General features: G+C 46.1%; 12 protein-coding genes and 2 pseudogenes. 5 read left to right on the top strand and 9 right to left on the bottom strand.

Translation table 11 applies throughout. The features are described 5' to 3' along the window. Positions 1-230 precede the first annotated feature (230 nt). From EOS97_RS25080 to EOS97_RS26835, 5 genes are all read right to left on the bottom strand, one after another. On the bottom strand, positions 231-1,178 hold the full coding sequence (locus EOS97_RS25080) for a flavin reductase (protein WP_164846946.1): 948 nt from the start codon (positions 1,176-1,178) through the stop codon (positions 231-233). Between the two features lie 242 nt (positions 1,179-1,420). Further along, a complete protein-coding gene (locus tag EOS97_RS25075) occupies positions 1,421-1,717 on the bottom strand; it encodes a type II toxin-antitoxin system RelE/ParE family toxin (RefSeq protein ID WP_000581857.1) in 297 nt (98 codons plus the stop codon). Positions 1,718-1,766: 49 nt separating this feature from the next. Then, positions 1,767-2,237: a hypothetical protein gene (locus EOS97_RS25070; RefSeq protein ID WP_000170638.1), complete on the bottom strand. Its 471-nt coding sequence runs from the start codon at positions 2,235-2,237 to the stop codon at positions 1,767-1,769. 434 nt (positions 2,238-2,671) lie between these two features. Further along, positions 2,672-5,062, bottom strand: a complete 2,391-nt coding sequence (locus EOS97_RS25065) for an Ig-like domain-containing protein (protein ID WP_000694550.1) — start codon at positions 5,060-5,062, stop codon at positions 2,672-2,674. A 72-nt stretch (positions 5,063-5,134) separates the two neighbouring features. Next, complete coding sequence (locus EOS97_RS26835) at positions 5,135-5,302, bottom strand: hypothetical protein (RefSeq protein WP_000803860.1); 168 nt, start codon at positions 5,300-5,302, stop codon at positions 5,135-5,137. Between the two features lie 320 nt (positions 5,303-5,622). Between EOS97_RS26835 and EOS97_RS25060 the strand changes: the two genes are divergently transcribed. From EOS97_RS25060 to EOS97_RS25040, 5 genes are all read left to right on the top strand, one after another. Next, positions 5,623-6,387 carry a hypothetical protein gene (locus tag EOS97_RS25060; RefSeq protein ID WP_000277497.1) on the top strand — a complete coding sequence of 255 codons (765 nt, stop codon included), beginning with the start codon at positions 5,623-5,625 and terminating at the stop codon, positions 6,385-6,387. Positions 6,388-6,467: 80 nt separating this feature from the next. Then, complete coding sequence (locus EOS97_RS25055; protein ID WP_001167416.1) at positions 6,468-7,229, top strand: methyltransferase; 762 nt, start codon at positions 6,468-6,470, stop codon at positions 7,227-7,229. A 93-nt stretch (positions 7,230-7,322) separates the two neighbouring features. Continuing rightward, the gene (locus EOS97_RS25050) at positions 7,323-7,586 is read left to right on the top strand and encodes a hypothetical protein (protein WP_000149861.1); all 264 of its coding nucleotides are present in this window, start codon (positions 7,323-7,325) and stop codon (positions 7,584-7,586) included. 20 nt (positions 7,587-7,606) lie between these two features. Next, positions 7,607-8,218 (top strand): hypothetical protein, encoded by a 612-nt coding sequence (locus EOS97_RS25045; RefSeq protein WP_001572415.1) that lies wholly within the window; start codon positions 7,607-7,609, stop codon positions 8,216-8,218. A gap of 464 nt (positions 8,219-8,682) precedes the next feature. Beyond that, positions 8,683-11,103: an Ig-like domain-containing protein gene (locus tag EOS97_RS25040; RefSeq protein WP_000681217.1), complete on the top strand. Its 2,421-nt coding sequence runs from the start codon at positions 8,683-8,685 to the stop codon at positions 11,101-11,103. Between the two features lie 1,917 nt (positions 11,104-13,020). On the opposite strand, the gene repHI2 is transcribed toward EOS97_RS25040, so the two are convergent. The 4 genes and pseudogenes from repHI2 to EOS97_RS25015 form a co-directional block, all read right to left on the bottom strand. Next, positions 13,021-14,109 carry an IncHI-type plasmid replication initiator protein RepHI2 gene (gene repHI2 / locus EOS97_RS25030; protein ID WP_000159529.1) on the bottom strand — a complete coding sequence of 363 codons (1,089 nt, stop codon included), beginning with the start codon at positions 14,107-14,109 and terminating at the stop codon, positions 13,021-13,023. A 1,107-nt stretch (positions 14,110-15,216) separates the two neighbouring features. Continuing rightward, positions 15,217-15,633 (bottom strand): hypothetical protein, encoded by a 417-nt coding sequence (locus tag EOS97_RS25025; protein ID WP_063101697.1) that lies wholly within the window; start codon positions 15,631-15,633, stop codon positions 15,217-15,219. A 130-nt stretch (positions 15,634-15,763) separates the two neighbouring features. Continuing rightward, positions 15,764-16,564, bottom strand: a pseudogene (locus EOS97_RS25020) (transposase); the annotation flags it as partial. A gap of 26 nt (positions 16,565-16,590) precedes the next feature. Further along, a pseudogene (locus EOS97_RS25015) lies at positions 16,591-18,597 on the bottom strand (Ig-like domain-containing protein); the annotation flags it as partial. Positions 18,598-18,944: the final 347 nt, after the last annotated feature.

The raw sequence follows: 18,944 nt of genomic DNA, 5'->3' as shown, positions 1-18,944 counted from the left end.
CTTTTGTGCAGCTCATAAATTTTATTTATTAGTTACGTTCCTTTGTCTTGTGGTCGAAGTTCATCAGGCGAGGCCTAAGAAGAATATGTGTGGTTTCAGCCAATGCGGTGATCGGGCATTATAATTTGGTCGGGCTATTATACGTGGGTAAAGGTAGTGGTAGGGAGAGGATCAGGTTAAATTGCATTTTCCCGGTTGCCTTCCCTGGCCTACCGGTTTCAGGTCAGACGCTAAGACCAGCGGTAATACTTAAAGTAGTCCTCATTTACAGCCAAAAACTCCCTTAAACCGTTCATTAATCCCTTTTCAAACGCTGTAACGATAAACCGGTATCCGTCCAGTGTTTCAATGTAGTAGATCCCGCCCGGTGTTATTCCAACATGCAACACCTCGGCTGTCATCATAAACTGGCCTTCCGGAAAATCATGCGACAGGTATATAAAACCCGTCGTGGCCGGTGCGGGTGTGGCATTCACTAAGACACCGTTAAACTGCTGCCCGTGCCTCGCCGGTACAAGCTCACTTCCCCTGGTTGACTTATCGAGCAGCCCCTTAACATCTTTTTGCTCTTTAGATGAGGTATAGCCCCGCACATCACTCCCATCACCTGGGCGAGAGCCGGTGCCGACATGTGCAAGACGACGGTAAGCGCTGCGCATATTGATGTGGCAGGATGCCCCGGCTCTACCCTGAAGCCTTACGCCAAAATCTTCGCAAAGTAATAAAATCTGACGTAGCTGGTGTTCATACACGGACGCAGAAAGTGAAAGGTTGAAACTGGAAAAGGTCAGTTCTAAAACCTTTTCCCGTTTGTCATTGAAATGTGCTTCCAGCCTGATGATTGGCTTTTCCGACATTGCAAAAGCTTTGTCCGTTGCTCTGTACCGGCATTCATCTCCGAAACATTCTTCAACAACGCTGGCTATAACCGTGTCGTGATCGCCATCTTCCGGAGCTGGCACAAAGATTTCAAATTGTGCCGGTGTCTCCGGCTCCAGCAGAACGGGATATAAACGCGGAGAATTAAGCAATGCGCATTCAGAATTAATGAGCTTAACCCAGGCGCTTTTGTCGTCCGGATCCTTAAGCTGCTGTCCAAGGTTATCGCAAAAGTCTACTATCTGACGGGTATGCTCATCCGTGACTGCACAGATCAGGTTAAGACCATGCGTGGCCATACTCAATTCCCGGGTTCGGGACTGGGAATTGATCGACCAGGGGTTAAGTGAAAGCGAAATAGGGCTTATGGAAGGGACGACCGTCTCATTCTGCAAATCTGTAAGCTGGCAGTTCGCAGTAGGCTTCGGGGAAAGGGTACTAAATATGTAACTTGCCTATTGTTTAGTACTGGCCTGGATATAAAACATCGCGTCCATGCTTGTATCCCGGGATGAAATTGAAAATAGCTTCATTTTTAACCTTAATGGATGAGCGATTTATAGTCATGTGCTGACAAATGGACATTATGTGCGCCATCATTCCATTCAAAGAATAATCGATACTTAGAGTTTACTCGAATGGAGGAATAACGGTTTGACGTCATTCTTAAGCGTTCATAACGCAAGCTGTTGGATAATAACTCCCGCTCACTCTGGACATTATCCAGCGTTTCGAGTCGACACAGAATCGCGTTAATAATTTCAGAAGGAATACCTGCCGTTGTTTTTCCATTACGGAAGAACTTTTCAAGCCGTCTGTCTTTAAATGAATGGATCATAGTTCCTCCGTAATAATTGACCTTAAAATTAAATTAAAAGGGCTTTGAATTAATGAATCCCTAAAATGCGGGCGGCGACTGCCAGCTGCTTATCACTTAACTGACGCTGGTGGGTTAAAGAAGACTTAAGGCTTTCCAGAAAATTATTACTGCTGGATTGCTGGGTGATTGCATCAACCATTTTTTGATGAGATCTGCACCATGCATTGAACGCAGAGTTGTGGGCGTTTTCAGTCCTCAAACGCTCGTTTTGCAAGGATGCTGACACTTTGCGGGCAGCTTGAGCATTAATGCGGTACAGCGCATTCAGCGTGTAAGCAGTGCGGGTCGTTTCGAGGCTGTAACCCGTGGCTTTACAAGCCATACAGCGACTTCTATAAAAATGCTTACGCTCTCCCCGACCATTGCATTTATCGCAAAGAATACGAAAAGTATATTCCGCAGTACCTTTTACAGAATCAACACAGCGGATTTTTGCGCTGGAGATTTCAATTCCACTGCGATCATAATATTTGGTCATAATGTGATTCCTCCGGTTAGTTCTGGAGTAATCATGACAGAATGAATCTACTGGCTAATAACCTGAGAGTAAATATTTTAAAAAAACATTGAGAGAGGGTCTGCAAATTTATACACGAAGGATTCAAATATAATTTTGTTTAAAAAATTAAGAGCATTCTGAAGTAAAAGTGCATCAAAAAGCATTCATGGATAAATCATGTACTGGTGCCAGCCATTTAAACGCGGGCATTGTTCCGGAGTGATTAAACGGTTTAGCATCATAGATTAAAACCAAAAGGAAGGCGTCCTTCCCGTCTCGGGAATATTACTTTCCCGTTTGCAATTTAAGAGCCACTTAATGAGAAAGTAATAATTAAGTCATGCTCAACTCTACATATTACATTGAGGATGGCGTAACAGGGTACGGCATACTACCGCACCCTTCTGAAGAGCTTATGTTTGAGGGAATTCTATAGCAAATGTGGCCGTGCCAGATTGACCACTTACAGCGGGAGTAACGGGATACGTGCGCTCTTCACCATTACCAAGATCCAGTGACAGCGATTTAGTTTCACCAGGCTGGACCGTAACTCCGGCAACCGTAACGCCGAACTGGGCATTTTTCTGAACAGTCAGGGTTCCGTTTAACTGTCCGGTAATGATAGAACCGTCCTGACGCCGCAACACACTGGTTCGGATGATGGCCAGCGGCGTGTTGTCCGTTGCTTTCAGTGCTACGGCTGTGGCCAGCGTCTTGAGATTATCCAGCATAATCAGATTCGCAGGCTGGTAGGTAAAATTAAGCGTTTTAGTGGTCCGGTTACCTGATTCGTCAATAGCCAGTGCCTCCAGATGATACATCTGTCCCGATTCGTCAGTGTTGGGGAAGATTCTGGGGTATTCCGGAATAAAGACATCCTTGGATAACGGCGTGAATGCCAGGGTGACCTTTTCAGAGTTAGGTCCACCAGCGAGCTGAAGCGATGTCAGGGAAGCATCCCCAGAGGCATCAGTAACGCTTATGCGAAGGTTCTCAAGCCCTTTAACCAGTTTTCCTTCTGCGTCTGCGCCATTAAAACTGAACGCGATAACCGGAAGCGTTGAGTCAATTTTCAGCGGTGCATTAAGCGTTTTGGTTCCGGTGTTTCCAACAAGATCCGTGGCAGAGACGCTAACCACCGTATAATCCCCGTCCGGTAGACCAGCGTATGAGAAGGTGGCGTTTTTGGTTTTATAATCGCTTTCACTGACGGTCACAGGCTTCAGCGTGAAAGGTTCCCCCCGGGCATTTTTAAGGGTGGCTTCGAAAACTTTGGTATCCCAGTAGCTGATGTTCCAGGCGTTGACGCGATCATTATCGGTGGCCGTCATAGTGATTGTCTTGGAGGCCTTGTTTACCTGAGCGACATTAACCACCGGTGGGTTGTTATCCCAGATAACCGTAAAATTACCAGCAAGCGCATCGAATATGCTGTCACCATCTTTTCCCGAGTAAAGGTGCAGATACTCAAATCCTTTGTCACTGGTGTAGTTGAAGTTAACCGTCATCTCGCATGAACTTTGTCCGATAGGTATAGTGCAGAACCAGGCTGCATTTTTTACCGTTCTGAACTTTTGCACGTATGGTCGGGGTTCAGCGGTTACCTTTATGCGGCTAATGGTGGCGGTTTTAACGCTGATTGAGGCCTGAGTTAACCACTCACTGGTATCACTCCGGTACATCTCTTTAGCCACTATCTTCGGGGCTATTTCCATCGCCGGGGCTGGAGTGAAGTTGAGGGAGTTATGATGAATTCGTCTTACTCCTCCTGCCAGAGTCTGGAATTCATGATAAGTATCCCCCACATTGGGATATATGTATTTGAAAGTATAAATATTATAAGTGCTATCGGACGTCTGGAAATTCGAGTCCGCCCAGCCATATTTGGAACCGTTAACAGCAGTAAAGTCACTTTTTTTCCTTAATACCCGTACGGAAATAGGGTTCTGGAAGACGGTCATGCCAGACTGATAAGTGACCCATGATCCGGTAGTGGCGTCCTGCACCTGGATGATATCGTCAGGCTTAACCCGATCAATTACGCTTCGGCGGCTTAGTTCGATCCTGTTTCCCGCTTTGTCATAAAGGTAGATCCCCACTTTATATTCAGAGCGGTTTTCCGGTGCCAGGGCATTGCTGCTTGCGTCGGCGACTTGAACGGTTACGCTACCTTCCACTGTATTAATTTCCGCTGGCTTTTTACGCTCCACTCCAGCGGCATCGGTTATGAAATATTCAGCATTAGCAAGCCCGGAACCTTTATCACTCAGTCCATTAAAGACCAGTGCCTGGACGCTGGCGTACTGCATACCGGCTGGTACTGAAGTGAAGATCGCTTCGCTGCCAAAGTTCCACCCGTTTCTCGTATAACTTATGGTACCCGTTGCCGGAGGCGTTCGGTCAATTGCAAGCGGGTAATCCTGCCGGGAGACCTCCTTCCCTTGCAAGTCGGTAATCACCTCTCTGAGGGTGAAGCTATCTTCTCCCATCGCTGGTACGGTCAGAGTCTTGCCGTAATAATCAAAGCCTGTCGAAGATGTGGTACGGTCATCTACGGTAACCAGGCTGCTTTTCGTGCTCCAGATGAGGCTCCCGTCACTTTTCAGCAGACTGAGCGTAATATAACGGTCCAGACCGGAAATAACGGCAACGTCAAAGCTCGTTACCGGATTAATCCATACGGATGCAGGCGATACGGTCTTTTTAACGTTCAGGGTATCTTTAAAGCTGAATTCTGCGATTTCAGCGGAAGCTCCTGCGCTGAAACCTGCAAATGCAATAAGCAGGGCTAGTTTGATTTTCATGGGTTGTCTCCTGATCAGGTTCCCCATGATACTTTTTCAGTGTTCGAGATCTTTTCGGGAAAATAGCTAATTTTAATGTTTTTCTTTTCTGCCCGGCGGGACCTGTTTTGTTCCATTTTTATCAGTGAATGTAATGAGACCGATTCGTCCACTGTTAACAGTGTAAAAGCGAGGTTGAAAGCCAGCTTTGAGAAGGTTTTCAATAGCTGAAAAAAAATCTTTTTTGAGCATTGGTTTCAAGATGGTTTTCCTTTTATGCCCGGTGCCGCCGGGACGGTGGCATTAAATATACGCCATGTAAGTAAATTAATTTTTACCCATTTGATTGTCAATACAAACAAAAAATAAACCATGTTTATTATTTTACCAGCGATGCTATTTTAAAGTCCGTCTAAAATAAAAAACCAAAAAGTTAAATTTGAAGCCATCCTTCCTAAATTCATTTCTTGCGCATATTAGCCCCTGCTTTAAGTATATAATTTTTGAAAAAGTTGTCTGGAGGTTATTAGCTCGTGCATCTGGATTGTTAATATAAAGCCAACACAGAAAAGGAAAACAAAATGTATAAATTAGTATCTCCTCGTGAACTGACTGAGATTATTACCGGTTTACTGCTTAAACCTGAACTCCTTGGTGAGCTGGACTCACCAGAAAAGCATCGGATGTTTATGGCAGATTTAGGCCGGGTGGTGGCAGAACATTGTGGAGGTCTGGTAAACAGCGTCGTCTTGCCAGGAGCTGAAGTTACAGTGCCGGATGGGTTACCGCTTAACGGCCAGCCAGTACGTTATCTCGGAATCAAAGAGAGCATCCCTCACCTCCTTGTAGAGCCTGATGCTTCCTTACCTTCGCTCGCTAAAAACGTCTGGATGTATGCAGATCCTGAAGGCTGGAAAGAACATTTTGGAGCTGAGGAAGACTGCCTTACTCATGAAATGATGCAGCTGTTCCGTAAAGGTATCCAGGCTCTTCAGAAGGAGCATGATACCCCTGAAATTAGCCTCACACTTCAGGACTGGCGCCTGGAGGAGGAAACACTGAGAGAAGAGGACAGTCAGGCCTATCAGGTCAGCGTTACCGGCCAACATAACATCCACTGTGAAGTTGTTAACAAGGAAGGTAACCCCTGTTTTGGTGTCATGTTCGAAATCGATCAGGGTGTGCCTGCCTTACACATCAACACCGGCGGGGATATGTTGCTCCACATTCATTGCGCCCATAACGGACTCGTTCTGACCCCTGATGCAAGCGGTCAGCGATTTGAGAAGGCTCCCGTTGACCGCTTCGCTTATAACAGCCCATCCCTGCTGTTGTCTGCCGACTAACCAAGGCCAAATCTGAATTGTCCTGTTTAAGTAACCAACCCGCTGCCGCCAGGCGGGTAAATCCTCTTAATGGAGTTTTAATGCAAATCTCAACTGAAGTTCTGAACGTCTTATCTCGCTGCCGTGCTGAAGGGAACTTTCTTTTCCTGGCCGACCAGCTCGACCGCAGCATTTATGTTAAGACAAACAAAGTGCTGGAAGCTGCCGGTGGCAAATGGAACCGAAAAGAGCAGGCACATATTTTTACGGCGGATGCAGCTGAGCGTATCGAGCAAATCATTCTGACAGGTTCGGTCGACATCCCACGTGATTTGTTCAATTTCTTCCCTACCCCTGAGAATTTAGTCACAGATATGGTTCTACGCGCTGAACCAGCTGCCGGGGAACGTGTTCTGGAGCCTGAGTTTGGTGATGGCCGCATTCTGAAAGCCTTAAAACTGGCGGCTCCGGATGCATTGATTACCGGGATCGAATTGAACGATGAGCGATTCCTTGCAGTGAAGAACGATAGTGTCCTTAGCACAGGGGCCGAGCTGGTGCATACCGACTTTCTTGGGTACCAGCCCGATGAAACTTTTGATGTTATCGTTATGAATCCACCATTCCTTAAACGCTCTGACGTTAAACATGTCATGCATGCCATCGCAATGCTCGCTAAGCGAGGTCGCTTACAGGCCATTCTGTCAGCTGGGGTATTGTTCCGGGAAGACACACTGACAAAAGCGCTCAGGGAGCGAGTCAAACAACTTGGCGGACAAATTTCGCCTCTTCCGGATGATACATTTAGGGAGTCCGGAACAAAGGTCAAAACAGCCCGCCTTGAAATTGATCTTCGCCGCTAACTGACAAGCAACCGGAAAGAAATCTTAATACGAGTAGCCGGTTAAAGTTACCTGACCGGCTTAACTGACTAAATCAATAAAGAGTGAACAGAAATGACGCATACTGCCGTTTCTCAGGCTAATAGTGCTTTGCAGCTACCCACGCTGGAGCATGTCTACGCACTTCTGAAAGCAAATTGTAAACCTGACCGCTTTGACGGGCGTGACGGACCCGTGTGGGGCCAGGAATACTCGTGGAATCTGGCAAAAGATCGCTTACAGGATCTGGAGAAATACGGTAAGGCATATGTCTCCCGTCATGAAGACCGTATGGGGGAAGGATTTAGTTTTGGTCCTGACCTGTTAATTATTCGCTAACGCTCTTAAGGCCTGATGATATGGTAAGCACAACTGGAAAAAATATGTTTTCAAAGCCTATGACCACTTTCACACCAGAACGTATTGAACAAATTTTGGAATTTTCCGAGGGTAGTAACCCAAGCGAAGCAATGAGTCTTAGAGCTGACGAAGTTGCTGTACTGGCACGTATTGGAAAGGCAGTTATGTCGATTGCGCCTGTTTATCAGTGCGAGTTTTGCCACCATGACGCAACCGGGCAACTTCAGTGGCACTGGGAAGATGTGAACAAAGCTTTTTATGATAAATACGATCCAGACAGACGCGGAAGACGTCGAATCCTCTATACCGCCCCGCCGATGCCTTTAGTTTCGGCTGACCTGCTTAACATGGCTTCATCTGCTATTGAAGACTTGCTCACTAACAAAGACAGAAGTGGTGCGGGAATGTGGAATGACATTCCAGAACAGCTACGACGCGCAGCAGAACTGGTAATGGATAATAGCCGGGCCGCTGAAATAGAAGCGATGCTGATGCGTCTTTATGTAGAATGTGACACCGGTGAGCGCAGAGGCAACGGCAGTCAATCTGGCGTAGCAATGCCTTCGTGGCAAACCGTTGAAGAGGCACGTGTGTTGCTGGGGGTGAAATGATGCAGTTCTCGCCAGGGCAGTTTGTAATTCACAACAAGAAGCGCCTTGCGGAACGAAGGTAGACGTACTGACTGAGGTTCACTCCCCTCTCGACTGGTGGCGTAATACCGCCAGGTTTTGATTCATATATGCCGTCCGTTAACGCATTTATATCTGTCATACCTAATTTATCCTGATTCTTTTTTACACAAAGTAAAAGCATCACTTAATGCGATATGTGGATGCCGATAGTTTCAGGCTAATGTTATAAGTTTTGCAATCGTTGCCAGTTTGGATACCACAGCAATGTCAGATGTAATTCCAAAAAGAAAGATTTACGTCCTGAACGCACAATAAGGTTTGTCGAAAGGCAAATTATAGATTTGTAATTTCGAGCACCATATGGAGAAGTTTTTTATACTTTTACGAACATAGTGACCTTTAGGAAAAGCTTAAAATAACACCAAACCTAAAGGGGAATAAGAATGAAACATCTCGCTTTTATTACTGCTGTAGCCGGACTCGGTATGTCTGTTCAGGCCCCAGCTCAGATATATGAATCGGCCTTTAAGGACACGAACGGTATTGAGATCCACGCCCCGTCTTCTCGTCTTATGCTTAATCCGGCATCACCGGTAACTTTGACACTTATTTCAGGTCTTGATCGTTTCGTTAATGTCAAAGTCACGAAAGACACTGGAACTGTCATTCTTAATACTACGACTACACGGACGGGTGTATCAGACCGACTAACAGCTGCTGACGGTAGTGAGTTCTACGGCAAAAAAGTAACTTTGCCTGCTTTGGGTGAAGGCAAATTTGTCGTTCAGATAAACGTGTTAGATCTCAATCAGAAGCCTGTAGCGACCTATAACTATAACTGGCTAATTGATGTCACCCCTCCAGCGGCAAATGCTCTTACCGCTAATACTGGTTCTGGCTCTACCGCTGGTGACGTGTGGAAGCTTGGATTAGAGGCAACGGGGCAGTATGACTTCACCTCTTCGGGCGTAAGTGATGCAAATGGTATTGATAAGGGCCTAATATATATTTACAGGCAGGACGGTAGCCTCTACAGCACTACACAGATGCAGTATGACGTATCCGGCCAAAAGATGTACCACACTTACTCTAAGAATTCAGTTAAGGGAACCGGAATACCAGACAGCAACCTGGATGAAGACTTTACTGCAAAAGTTGTTATCTTCGATAACGCAGGTAATAGCCGAACGCTGCCAACTCAAAAATTTCGCTACGACAACACGCTGGGTGAGATGACACTGTGGGCCGTTCATGATCCAAATACGTCTTCCAGCGTCGTACCCGGGGTTTCTAATTATCCGGCTTACAAAGCCGGTATGGTCGTTAACGAAAACCCTATTCGATTAGTCTACCGGATCCCAAAATCTAACTACCGTGCTTATTCAGAAGGTGGGCTTCAGTTCATCAATCAATATTCCGCCCCCAAAGAGATAGCTGTAGACAGCACTTATGCTTATGTTGAAATGACTCTTCCCTATGGCTCAATTAATGGGGATATGGCTCGTATGGCGAACTTTGGCCAGTGGGGAGGGTATTATCCGTCATACAGCCTCGTTCTAAACCCATCTGCAAACCAAACGCCTGCATTTGCGGGTACCTGGGTAGATTTCCTCGATGATAAGGGGAACTGGGTTAAGTGGAAGGATTTTGAGAGTGTGGCTTCATCACGACTGCCAATTAAAATTTCCCGACTTCGTTTTAACGTTGAAGCCCGGCCCTTTGCACAGGAGATCGGCGGTAAGGCGACCTGCACCATTCCGGCAGGAAAAACCTCGTGTGAAGCGCCTGAGACGTTTGATATGGCCTTGGGTACCCAGGGCTACAATAGAATCCTTTACTTCGTTCGCAGCATCAGCAATCCCATTTTGCGGTCTGAGCAATGGATTATGACACGCTGGAACAATAAACAACTGCCGGTAATAAACTCGATATCATATGACGAGACTAACAAGCAGCTGGATGTACTGGCGTCACTTGAAGGCGATGGTAACTGGTTCGACTCGGTCTCATTGAGGGAATTTTATCTTTCCGATAAGAACACCGGTACCCGGATGTCACCAACAGGCGTAATCAAATCTCGTATCTCAGGTAACTACACGATTGCTTATGATTTATCCCGTCAGTCTGAAGGAAAATACAACGTTGAGGTCAACATCAGGGACTTCTTCCAGAACCAGACCAATAAAACTTTCGGAGAAATTGCTCTGGATAACACTCCTCCGACAGTGGCCATAACATTCGACGGAAAGCCGGTAAAAGACGATACGGTAGTGTACGGCCTGGAGAACCTCAGGATCGCTCTGGCAGATAATCTGACAACCCCGAGGATAACCCGTCTTCAGCTCGTAGGTGGCCCCACAGCTGATAACGTTGAGCTTACGTGGTCACCGGCAGGCAAAGATACATACATGCCTGAGTATCCGAGGCTGTTCCCAAATTTCGAACCATCTGAAAATTATTCAATTAGCGTAACAGTTGCCGATAGTCAGTCGAATACCAAAACCTATACTCAGAAGTTCAGTTATCTACCGAATAACCTTGTGCAGTTACATAATCTACGCACATTGTCGGTCAGTTCACCTCTCAAAACGACAGATGGCGTACCACTTGCGTACCTGTCCACTAACGTTCTGCGTAAGACAAATGGAGAAATTGCTAAAGGGGTCCAGAACGCAACGCTGACTGTGCGGAAGGATGCAGCCTTCGGTATTAAATTTAATGGGGCACAGGCGGCTCCAGGCGAGTCAGTTGAGGTGCAAATAGATATGGGCCAGGGGGATAATCTTCTGTTACCCGTTTATCCTTCCGAAAATGGGAAAGTTGGCACCTCAGAATTCATGATTCAGATCGACGAGTTGAAGTAACTACCCGGAGCCGACAGTAAAACTGACGGCTTCAATTTTACTGCCCTCCTCGACTCCGATCAGCCAGTACGTCTTCAGAGATTCGCAAGGAAGAACCGAAAGAAAAGTTACTTTAATCGTACGTTTCCAGCGATGCTTTCAAAAGACAATGCATACTCGTTGATTACGACAATGGGAGTGAGTGTCGAACCCCTTGAGTAAGGATACCTGGTAAATATACAGCCCCGGGGATTCTCTTCCTTCAACCGGGGATGACAACGGGAGTGAGTCCGGCAACTCACACCTGTTGTCACTTCTCTGACATATCGTCATACGAGCTTACTCAAGCGCATCCACAAAGATGGGATCGTTTTGAATCTAAACTGGTACTGGTTAGCCAGTCACTTGCATCTACTCCCCCGTCGATATTTAAGTGACAATTGTAGTGATCTGCAATACTGGTGTCTCAGAAACACTGACGACGGTAGAGACTCAATACCCTAACCCCTGACAACAGAAGTGAGCTTAGAGGTGTTACGCTGCTGTCACCTAATGCTTGGGAATTGCCTGACTCACAACCATTGTCATCCGGAGCTACTGATTAACGTTGAACCGCTGGACTTTAATGACAGTGGTAGTGATGGATAGGCTCATTTCCATTGTCGTCATTTTATCGGACAAGCCTCTTCGTCCTACAGGTTTAAGCTGACAATGGTAGTGATTGGATGATCTCACTACTGTTGTCACTCAGTTCTTTGAGCGGACCCTTCCCTCGGTTGGTCGGCATTAACAACGGTAGTGACTCGATTGGCTCACTGCCATTGTCGTCGTGTCTATTGAGAGCCTTATCAGTGCACCTGAAAAGCAATGACAACGGTAGTGATTCTAATGGCTCACTACCGTTGTCACCGTGTGTATTGAGAGGATGGTCCACTTAACTGGACGTATATGACAATGGTAGTGACTTTAATAGCTCACTACCATTGTCGGTGTGTGAATTGAGAGGATGAGCAGCTCAGCTGTACGTCCATGACAATGGTAATGACTTAATGAGCTCACTACCGTTGTCACCCTGTTAATTAAGAGGCTCATCTGCTCTTCTGGAAGGCTATGACAACGGAAGTGACTTGCTGGGCTCACTGCCATTGTCGCCGTATGAATTGAGAGGATCATCCGCTCTTCTGGATGGCAATGACAACGGTAATGACTTAATAGGCTCACTACCATTGTCACCCTGTGAATTGAGAGGATGATCTGCTTAACCAGACGGCCATGACAACGGTAGTGACTTTCTGGGCTCAATACCGTTGTCACCCTGTGAGTTAAGAGGTTGACCCGCTCTACTGGACGGCCATGACAACGGTAGTCACTTTCTGGGCTCACTACCGTTGTCGCCATATAGAATGAGAGGAGCATCAGCTCAACTGAACGGCAATGACTACAGTAATGAGCTGGATGAAGCATAACCATTGACATCTGGCCCAACCGGAAGCCGTATTCGCCAATCCAATCGAGATTCACAATGGCCGTGACTCGCCGCATTAAGTTCCGGTGTCCTCCCAAAGCTGAACGCACACTCGGAGGACAATGACAATGCCAGTAAGGTACACATCATTACCATTGTCACTATAGCTACCAGAGAAGCCGGGATTTGAATGTCGATGGTAGTGAGTGGGTCAACTCACTGCCATTGTCACCCCGTTACGATATTTTCCGTTGGATGTACTGGCCAATGAAGTAAAGCGTAGAAACCGGGTGTTAACAGGTGACTCAGGAGAAAGCGTTGAATTTCGCAATCTCGATCTACATAGGGTGGTAGAGAACAATGACAACGGTAATGACTTTTGACTCATTACCGTTGACGTGAAAGAGCGGGCTGGGACTAACGAAAATCGAAGAAGTAATTTAGCACCCGGAGCCTAAACCGCCGGGTTAACTTTAGCTGGCGTTGCTGTTCTTTTTCTGGCTTCGAAGACTACGAATATAGCGCAGTTCTTCAGCGGTTAAATCATGGACGGTAAGAACATCATCGCCGTCAATCGGGTCAGCTGGTGGGCATAACTCACCTTCTAAAACAGAAGACCCTGAGTTCTCTTCTTCATCTTCAACCACTTCTAAAGGAGGCTGAGTATTGTTCAAATTCAGATCGGGATCCCGCTTATGAATCTGGAAGTATACTTTTCCGTCTTTCTTAATTTCGGTGTACTTGAGGTATCCTATCGATGCCAACTCTTCAAGAGCCTTTCTCACGGTAGCATTCTGACTATTTGCTCGTGTTTTGAGGTTCAGACGATTTTTCAGCCGAGTAAGGGATATCGGTATAGGATTTGGCGGTAATGACTCTATGAACGTATAGAGAGCCTGGGCGCTTTCCTTCTTGGCCAACTCCTTAATTGCCTTCAGCTGCATCAAAACCTTATGATCGTATTGATAGAGCTCGAAAATCTTAGGATCAACCTGAAGGACAACCTGATCTGATTCCGGGTCTAACAGGGCAGACTGTACCAGATGCGTTGTATAGACTTTGGACGAGTTATTACTGGTGAACGACAAGGTAACGGATGCTAACCTGCGTAAGGAGGCGTCTATACGTTTTCTGGACGCTGTAGATGAGCGATAATTTTCAGGCGTACATAGCTTGAGGAATTCAGTGAATTTTAAGCTTATCGTGTCATTGTTAATCGGATGATTGGCATAGGTTCGAATGATGCCCATCCACGTCTTAAAATCTACTGACATATTAAGACGCTCACCGACAATTGAAATATTGGTGAACCCCTCGCTCTCCATTAAAGAGAGCGTCTGTAACTCTTTCGTTGCGTCAAAGCCAACCGTTTTATATTCCCGATTTTGACGCCCCACACTCTTTGGTGATGGGACGAACAGCCCGAGCCGCATCAAAGCAATAGACTGCACCGTACGGTTGCTGTTAGGACGCAAAATGATGTCTTTACCTGATTCTTTCTCTCTAACAGAGAAAGCCCTGGTGACCAGGTCCTGCTGCTCAGTATCTTTCTCTTTAGTCATAATAAGTTATCACTGAATGTGTAAACAGATTGGTGAATAGTAAGCCCCAGCGAACTCTATGTCACTGGATGGATCATTGTGATGATCCATATCTGTGCATAAGTTCTACCTAAAAAAACGACTCCACTCATTAAAACTTGGCAAAAACTCTTTGCATACAATGACCTGCAACTCTTATCAACAACGGATCAGATCAAGTTAAAAAGATCTAATGAAAAGTCACTACTATTGTCGCTCTGATCACTACTGATGTCAAAAAACTCATTACCAACGTTATAATAATCACTACTAATGTCAAAATAATCACTACTGTTGTCACTGATCACGTCTCAGGCCTTGTGCCGTCTGGCCTGGAGGCAGCGGGGATCTCTTTTGATCTATCAGGAACACTAAGGTACTAATTATTGGAACTACCTTGTGGAAAATGGGGATAAATAAATGCTTAGTTCTTATACAGGTCTCAACTTGCCTCCCTGATAAAAACTGTCGTCAAAGCTAAATCACAGCCACAGGCATTTTCGGTGGATAAATTTTTGAGAAATAGAAGCATACATGCAGACTCGTGTCGCAAGTAATTGAAAGTAATGATTTATTTAAATAATGCGAGTCACCTTACCTCACAGTGGAAGTTTAAGTCTAACCTCACTACCATTGTCACTTAAAATCATTACCAACGTCGAAATAGTCTCTACCATTGTCTTTTAAGTCACTCCCGTTGTCACTTATGTCGCTACTGTTGTCAGTGACAATGCTCCAGCCCAGTAACCATGCGGCCTACAGCGTACCGGGATCTTCTTTGTACTCTCTGGCACCTTTGGGATCATTTATTGGATCTACATGAGGGATAAAATCTTTTGACGATTTCGTAGTGCAGTTATACCAGCGACTTAGCAAGACAAAAGCTGCAATTTAGTGACGAGTTACTAGTCTGCCCAACAAGAGCAATGCAGAGAAGATATGTGGTGAAATGACCATGGTAGTGAGTCTAATCACTACCATGGTCCGCAGTAAGCGTTACTTACGCAATGAACGTCGGACTGATTTGCAACAACATGGGCTACGGCGCATCAGAAGGCGGCCGTTGTGCTTCAGCAAAACAGCCCTGCTTTATTTTAATTCTTCAATGTTAATCATGAACTCAGATCTGCCAGTAAGGCCGGATACAGCAGGGAAAATAGGAAAGCTACGGCTGTCCCCGAGCCCCAAATCCAGTTGAAGCTCTTTGCTTTCACCTGGCATCGCAGAAACGCCATTTACAGTCACGCCGAATGCAGCGTCCTTACGGACAGTAAGCACTGCGTCCTGAAGCCCTGTAGCGATTGAACCATCCTTTTTACGCAGCTGGCTGGCATACAGAACAGCCAGAGCAGTATTGTCAGATGTTTTGAGAGAAGCATTGACAGCTAAGGTTTTCAGATTCTCTAGCCTGACGAGATTGTTTGGAAGGTAGTTAAATTCGACTGAGCTTTCTTTAACGTTGTTCACGTATAGGAAATTGAAAAACCAGTCGATACCATTGTCCACGCCTTATGCCACGTGAGCCTTTCTGCTTTTCCCACCACTCCGGTGGTTTCCCTCTCTGTATGGTCGATTTTTATACCGTAACAGGCTGTTTTTTATACTTTCACCGATTCCCGGGCACACTTAGCCTGTGTCAGGCCGGCATATACCTCAGTAGACTGATATCCCGCGCGTTTTTCTTCAGCCCTGATACATTCAGCCCCGCAATGGCCCGGCGGTATACCATCCGGCAGCCACACAGCACGCATTCGAACGGGTCACGACTCAGGAACTGTTTCACCATTTGTGCATAGCACACTTTCGCCACTGGTTCCGGTTTATCCATCCCCAGTGCACGGTACACCTGCGGCAGCTTCTCTCCACACACACGGTTGGCAAGGAACCCGAAGTACCTCACCATCTTAAAAAACTTCTCCGGGATGTGCTGTTTCAGCCTCGCGACCAGCTCACGCTGTGTCAGCGTTTCCGTCGCCGTTTCTCCCGTTTTGTGGTCCAGGTAACGGAAGCTCAGGCTTGCCCCTCCGTTGTAATGAGCCAGTCGGGAAGCCGCTATTGGTGGCTTCTTCAGATAACGACCCAGGTAGCGTGCCGTATTCCGCCCTCCGGCTGTCTTCTTCGACATGTACACATGCCAGTATTTTCCGCCGGATTTCAGCACCAGGCTTCTCCACTGTGATTCCGTCGTGATATGTGACAACGACTCCGGCATTGCCATCCCCTCTGACCACGCTTTCAGAAGCAGCTGCCGCATATTCCACATCCACCGTGAACGCATCGCGTCTTTCAGGAAGCTCAGCTTTTTCCACTGACCATGCTTATTCAGACCTCCACAGGTTACAGACACATGTACATGCGGATGCCAGTTGAGACGACGGCCATACGTGTGGATGGCGCAGAAGATACCGGGTTCATCTCATCTTTGGCCTGAACTGTGAGAGTGTATGTTTCGCCTTCATTAAGAGACGGAAAGATCTTGGGATAATTAGGTGCATACAGGTTGTTTCCCAGATTCACCCAAGACAATTCCACCGCATCAGAAACAGGGCCACCGCGAAGAGTCATACGGCTTAAGGATGGTTTAGTTAGAGCATCGGTGAGCTGTATACGGACGTTCTCCAGCCCATATACTGTTACGTTTTTGCTGATCGGTTTTCCTTCGTAGCTAATACTTACAGATGGTGCTGTATTATCAACGACAACTGTTTGATAAGGGAGGTTACCGGTATTGTTGAATGTATCTTGGGCATTAATCACCACGTTATAACTGCCTTCTGGTACCTCTTTCATGTTGAACTCATACGTGTAGTTCCCAGACGCCATATTTCTACCTGTTTGTTTGCCGGTTACGCTTATTTCTGCGTTGTTACGGTTTTTATCTGACAACCAAACTCGATTTACATAAACATGGTCGAAATATGAACCATCTCCAGGTTGATTCACGTAAACCTGGAGAATGTTGGTGGTTTCATTGTAATCAAATCCAGTGACGGAGGGACCCAGTGTATGCCAGGCTATATTCTCCCATATAGGGGCAAAGAAGGTTGCTTCGGTGGTTGACCTTACTTCATAGCCACTATGAAGATAACCGGTAGTGCCATTTATAATATCCTGGGGCAAAGAGACGGTACAGGTTGTTGAGCCAGCTGGAATACTGCATGTTGCTCCGCCAGTGATTTTTTGATCATATGGCCTGGCCTGTACATTGAATCGGATATTAGTAAGTTTTATAGGCATATCAGATGCCTTGAACAGGTTCCAGTTTACGCTGTTGAACCATGTTCCATCAGCCTTTTGTCGTTCTATGGGTGAACTTCCCCAAGCCGGACTCTTTACAGAGGCAGGATCCCAGTTGAGCCAGCTGGCATACTGACCAAGATCTCCTCCAGACCATTGATATGTATTCACAGGTCTATAGTAGTTTCCATCTAAGGCACCCTGTGGCAGCTTAACTTCCACGTAGACATAGGTGGCATCTTCGGAAAGGACCTGTACTCCGCCATAGTTATTGGTAATGCTCATGCCACCATTTCGATATGGCTTCCAGTTAGTTCTTGGGATACGTATAACCAACTTGTAGGGGTTTTCCAGCACTGTAAGGCCTCGTTTAAACGGGACGTATCCCGAAGAAATGCCGGGTACAACACTGGTGCTTACACGTGAGTCATGAACTGCAAATGGCGTAAATTCTCCCATTTGATCGTCATATAAAAACCGCTGGGGAGGAATGTTAAGCGTATTTCCTGCCAGGTCCGTAACGATGAAATTGAAGGTGAATTCTTCATCAAGATCACTTGAGGGCATGCCAGCCTGGGTGTTCATATCTTTAATCCACGGATAGAACGCACGTTTATTGGCTGTGTCATAACTCAGGTTATTGTCGGAGACCACAGAACCATTACTTCGTTTAATGACAAGACGGATCTTGTCAATTCCACTAGCATCCTCAATACCGTCTGCAAATATAGAAAACTGGCCACTACCGCCTCGGCCCAACTCCCAAAGTGGCCCAGAAAGTACCATGTCGTAACCTGCGTTTTGACTCGGATAAATACTCTTATAGCGTGGAGGAGTTGTATCAACGATGAAATGATAAGTAGATGTGCTCACTACAGTCTGGCGAATATCCAGAGTTTCATTGACTACAGTAAAGGTCCCTTCTCCGAGCGCCGGTAGAACCATATCCTTTCCATAGTATTCTGTTCCATCGGCAGCAACGATACGATCTGCAACGCTCGTTTTGGTCGAGACGGAGGAATACATAACCTTTTTATCGCTGTCTCGTGTGACCGTCACTCGCTCGTACCGATCAAGACCCGATATCAAGTTCAGAGTCAAAACACCAGCGGGATTAAGATATGTTTGTGTTGCAGGTTTGATATTCCGAACAGCCTTATTGGTATCTGTAAATGAGTAGCTAAATACCTGAGCATGTGCCGAAGATACAGTAGCAAGGGCAGTTGCAACCATGCAGCCAATTAGAGTTTTACGCATATGATGCTCCGGGAATAGGTTATAGCCTTATTCTACGGATTCAGCCTACAAGGTCCGGTCGGATAAAGTGATAATTTGCCTGTTAAAAGAGACATCAAGTGAGAAAGCAACCAACGTACAGAATGCAAAATGGCGGCAGTGCATCTGGATGACGCAAAAGTAACTTTTTGTATCCACTTTTTTGGATTTTAGCCTTCAAAATGAGTATTCAACCAATCATAAAAGTAACTTTTGATAGACGCTGCTCCTTTATGTTTGCCAATTGTGCTGATATGTTTGTAAATTCAAGGAAGCGAGATTTTAAAAGCATCTGTTGAGTCAAA

The organism is Salmonella sp. SSDFZ54, assembly GCF_004010735.1.
GTDB lineage: Bacteria > Pseudomonadota > Gammaproteobacteria > Enterobacterales > Enterobacteriaceae > Salmonella > Salmonella enterica.
Note: the sequence above shows the minus strand (reverse complement) of the source record. Positions and strands in the feature narration are given on the sequence as shown.

Excerpts from the sequence above, each read along its gene's own strand:
- EOS97_RS25080 (WP_164846946.1), bottom strand. The coding sequence starts at position 1,178 with ATGGCCACGCATGGTCTTAACCTGATCTGTGCAGTCACGGATGAGCAT.
- EOS97_RS25075 (WP_000581857.1), bottom strand. The coding sequence starts at position 1,717 with ATGATCCATTCATTTAAAGACAGACGGCTTGAAAAGTTCTTCCGTAAT.
- EOS97_RS25070 (WP_000170638.1), bottom strand. The coding sequence starts at position 2,237 with ATGACCAAATATTATGATCGCAGTGGAATTGAAATCTCCAGCGCAAAA.
- EOS97_RS25065 (WP_000694550.1), bottom strand. The coding sequence starts at position 5,062 with ATGAAAATCAAACTAGCCCTGCTTATTGCATTTGCAGGTTTCAGCGCA.
- EOS97_RS25060 (WP_000277497.1), top strand. The coding sequence starts at position 5,623 with ATGTATAAATTAGTATCTCCTCGTGAACTGACTGAGATTATTACCGGT.
- EOS97_RS25055 (WP_001167416.1), top strand. The coding sequence starts at position 6,468 with ATGCAAATCTCAACTGAAGTTCTGAACGTCTTATCTCGCTGCCGTGCT.
- EOS97_RS25050 (WP_000149861.1), top strand. The coding sequence starts at position 7,323 with ATGACGCATACTGCCGTTTCTCAGGCTAATAGTGCTTTGCAGCTACCC.
- EOS97_RS25045 (WP_001572415.1), top strand. The coding sequence starts at position 7,607 with ATGGTAAGCACAACTGGAAAAAATATGTTTTCAAAGCCTATGACCACT.
- EOS97_RS25040 (WP_000681217.1), top strand. The coding sequence starts at position 8,683 with ATGAAACATCTCGCTTTTATTACTGCTGTAGCCGGACTCGGTATGTCT.
- repHI2 (WP_000159529.1), bottom strand. The coding sequence starts at position 14,109 with ATGACTAAAGAGAAAGATACTGAGCAGCAGGACCTGGTCACCAGGGCT.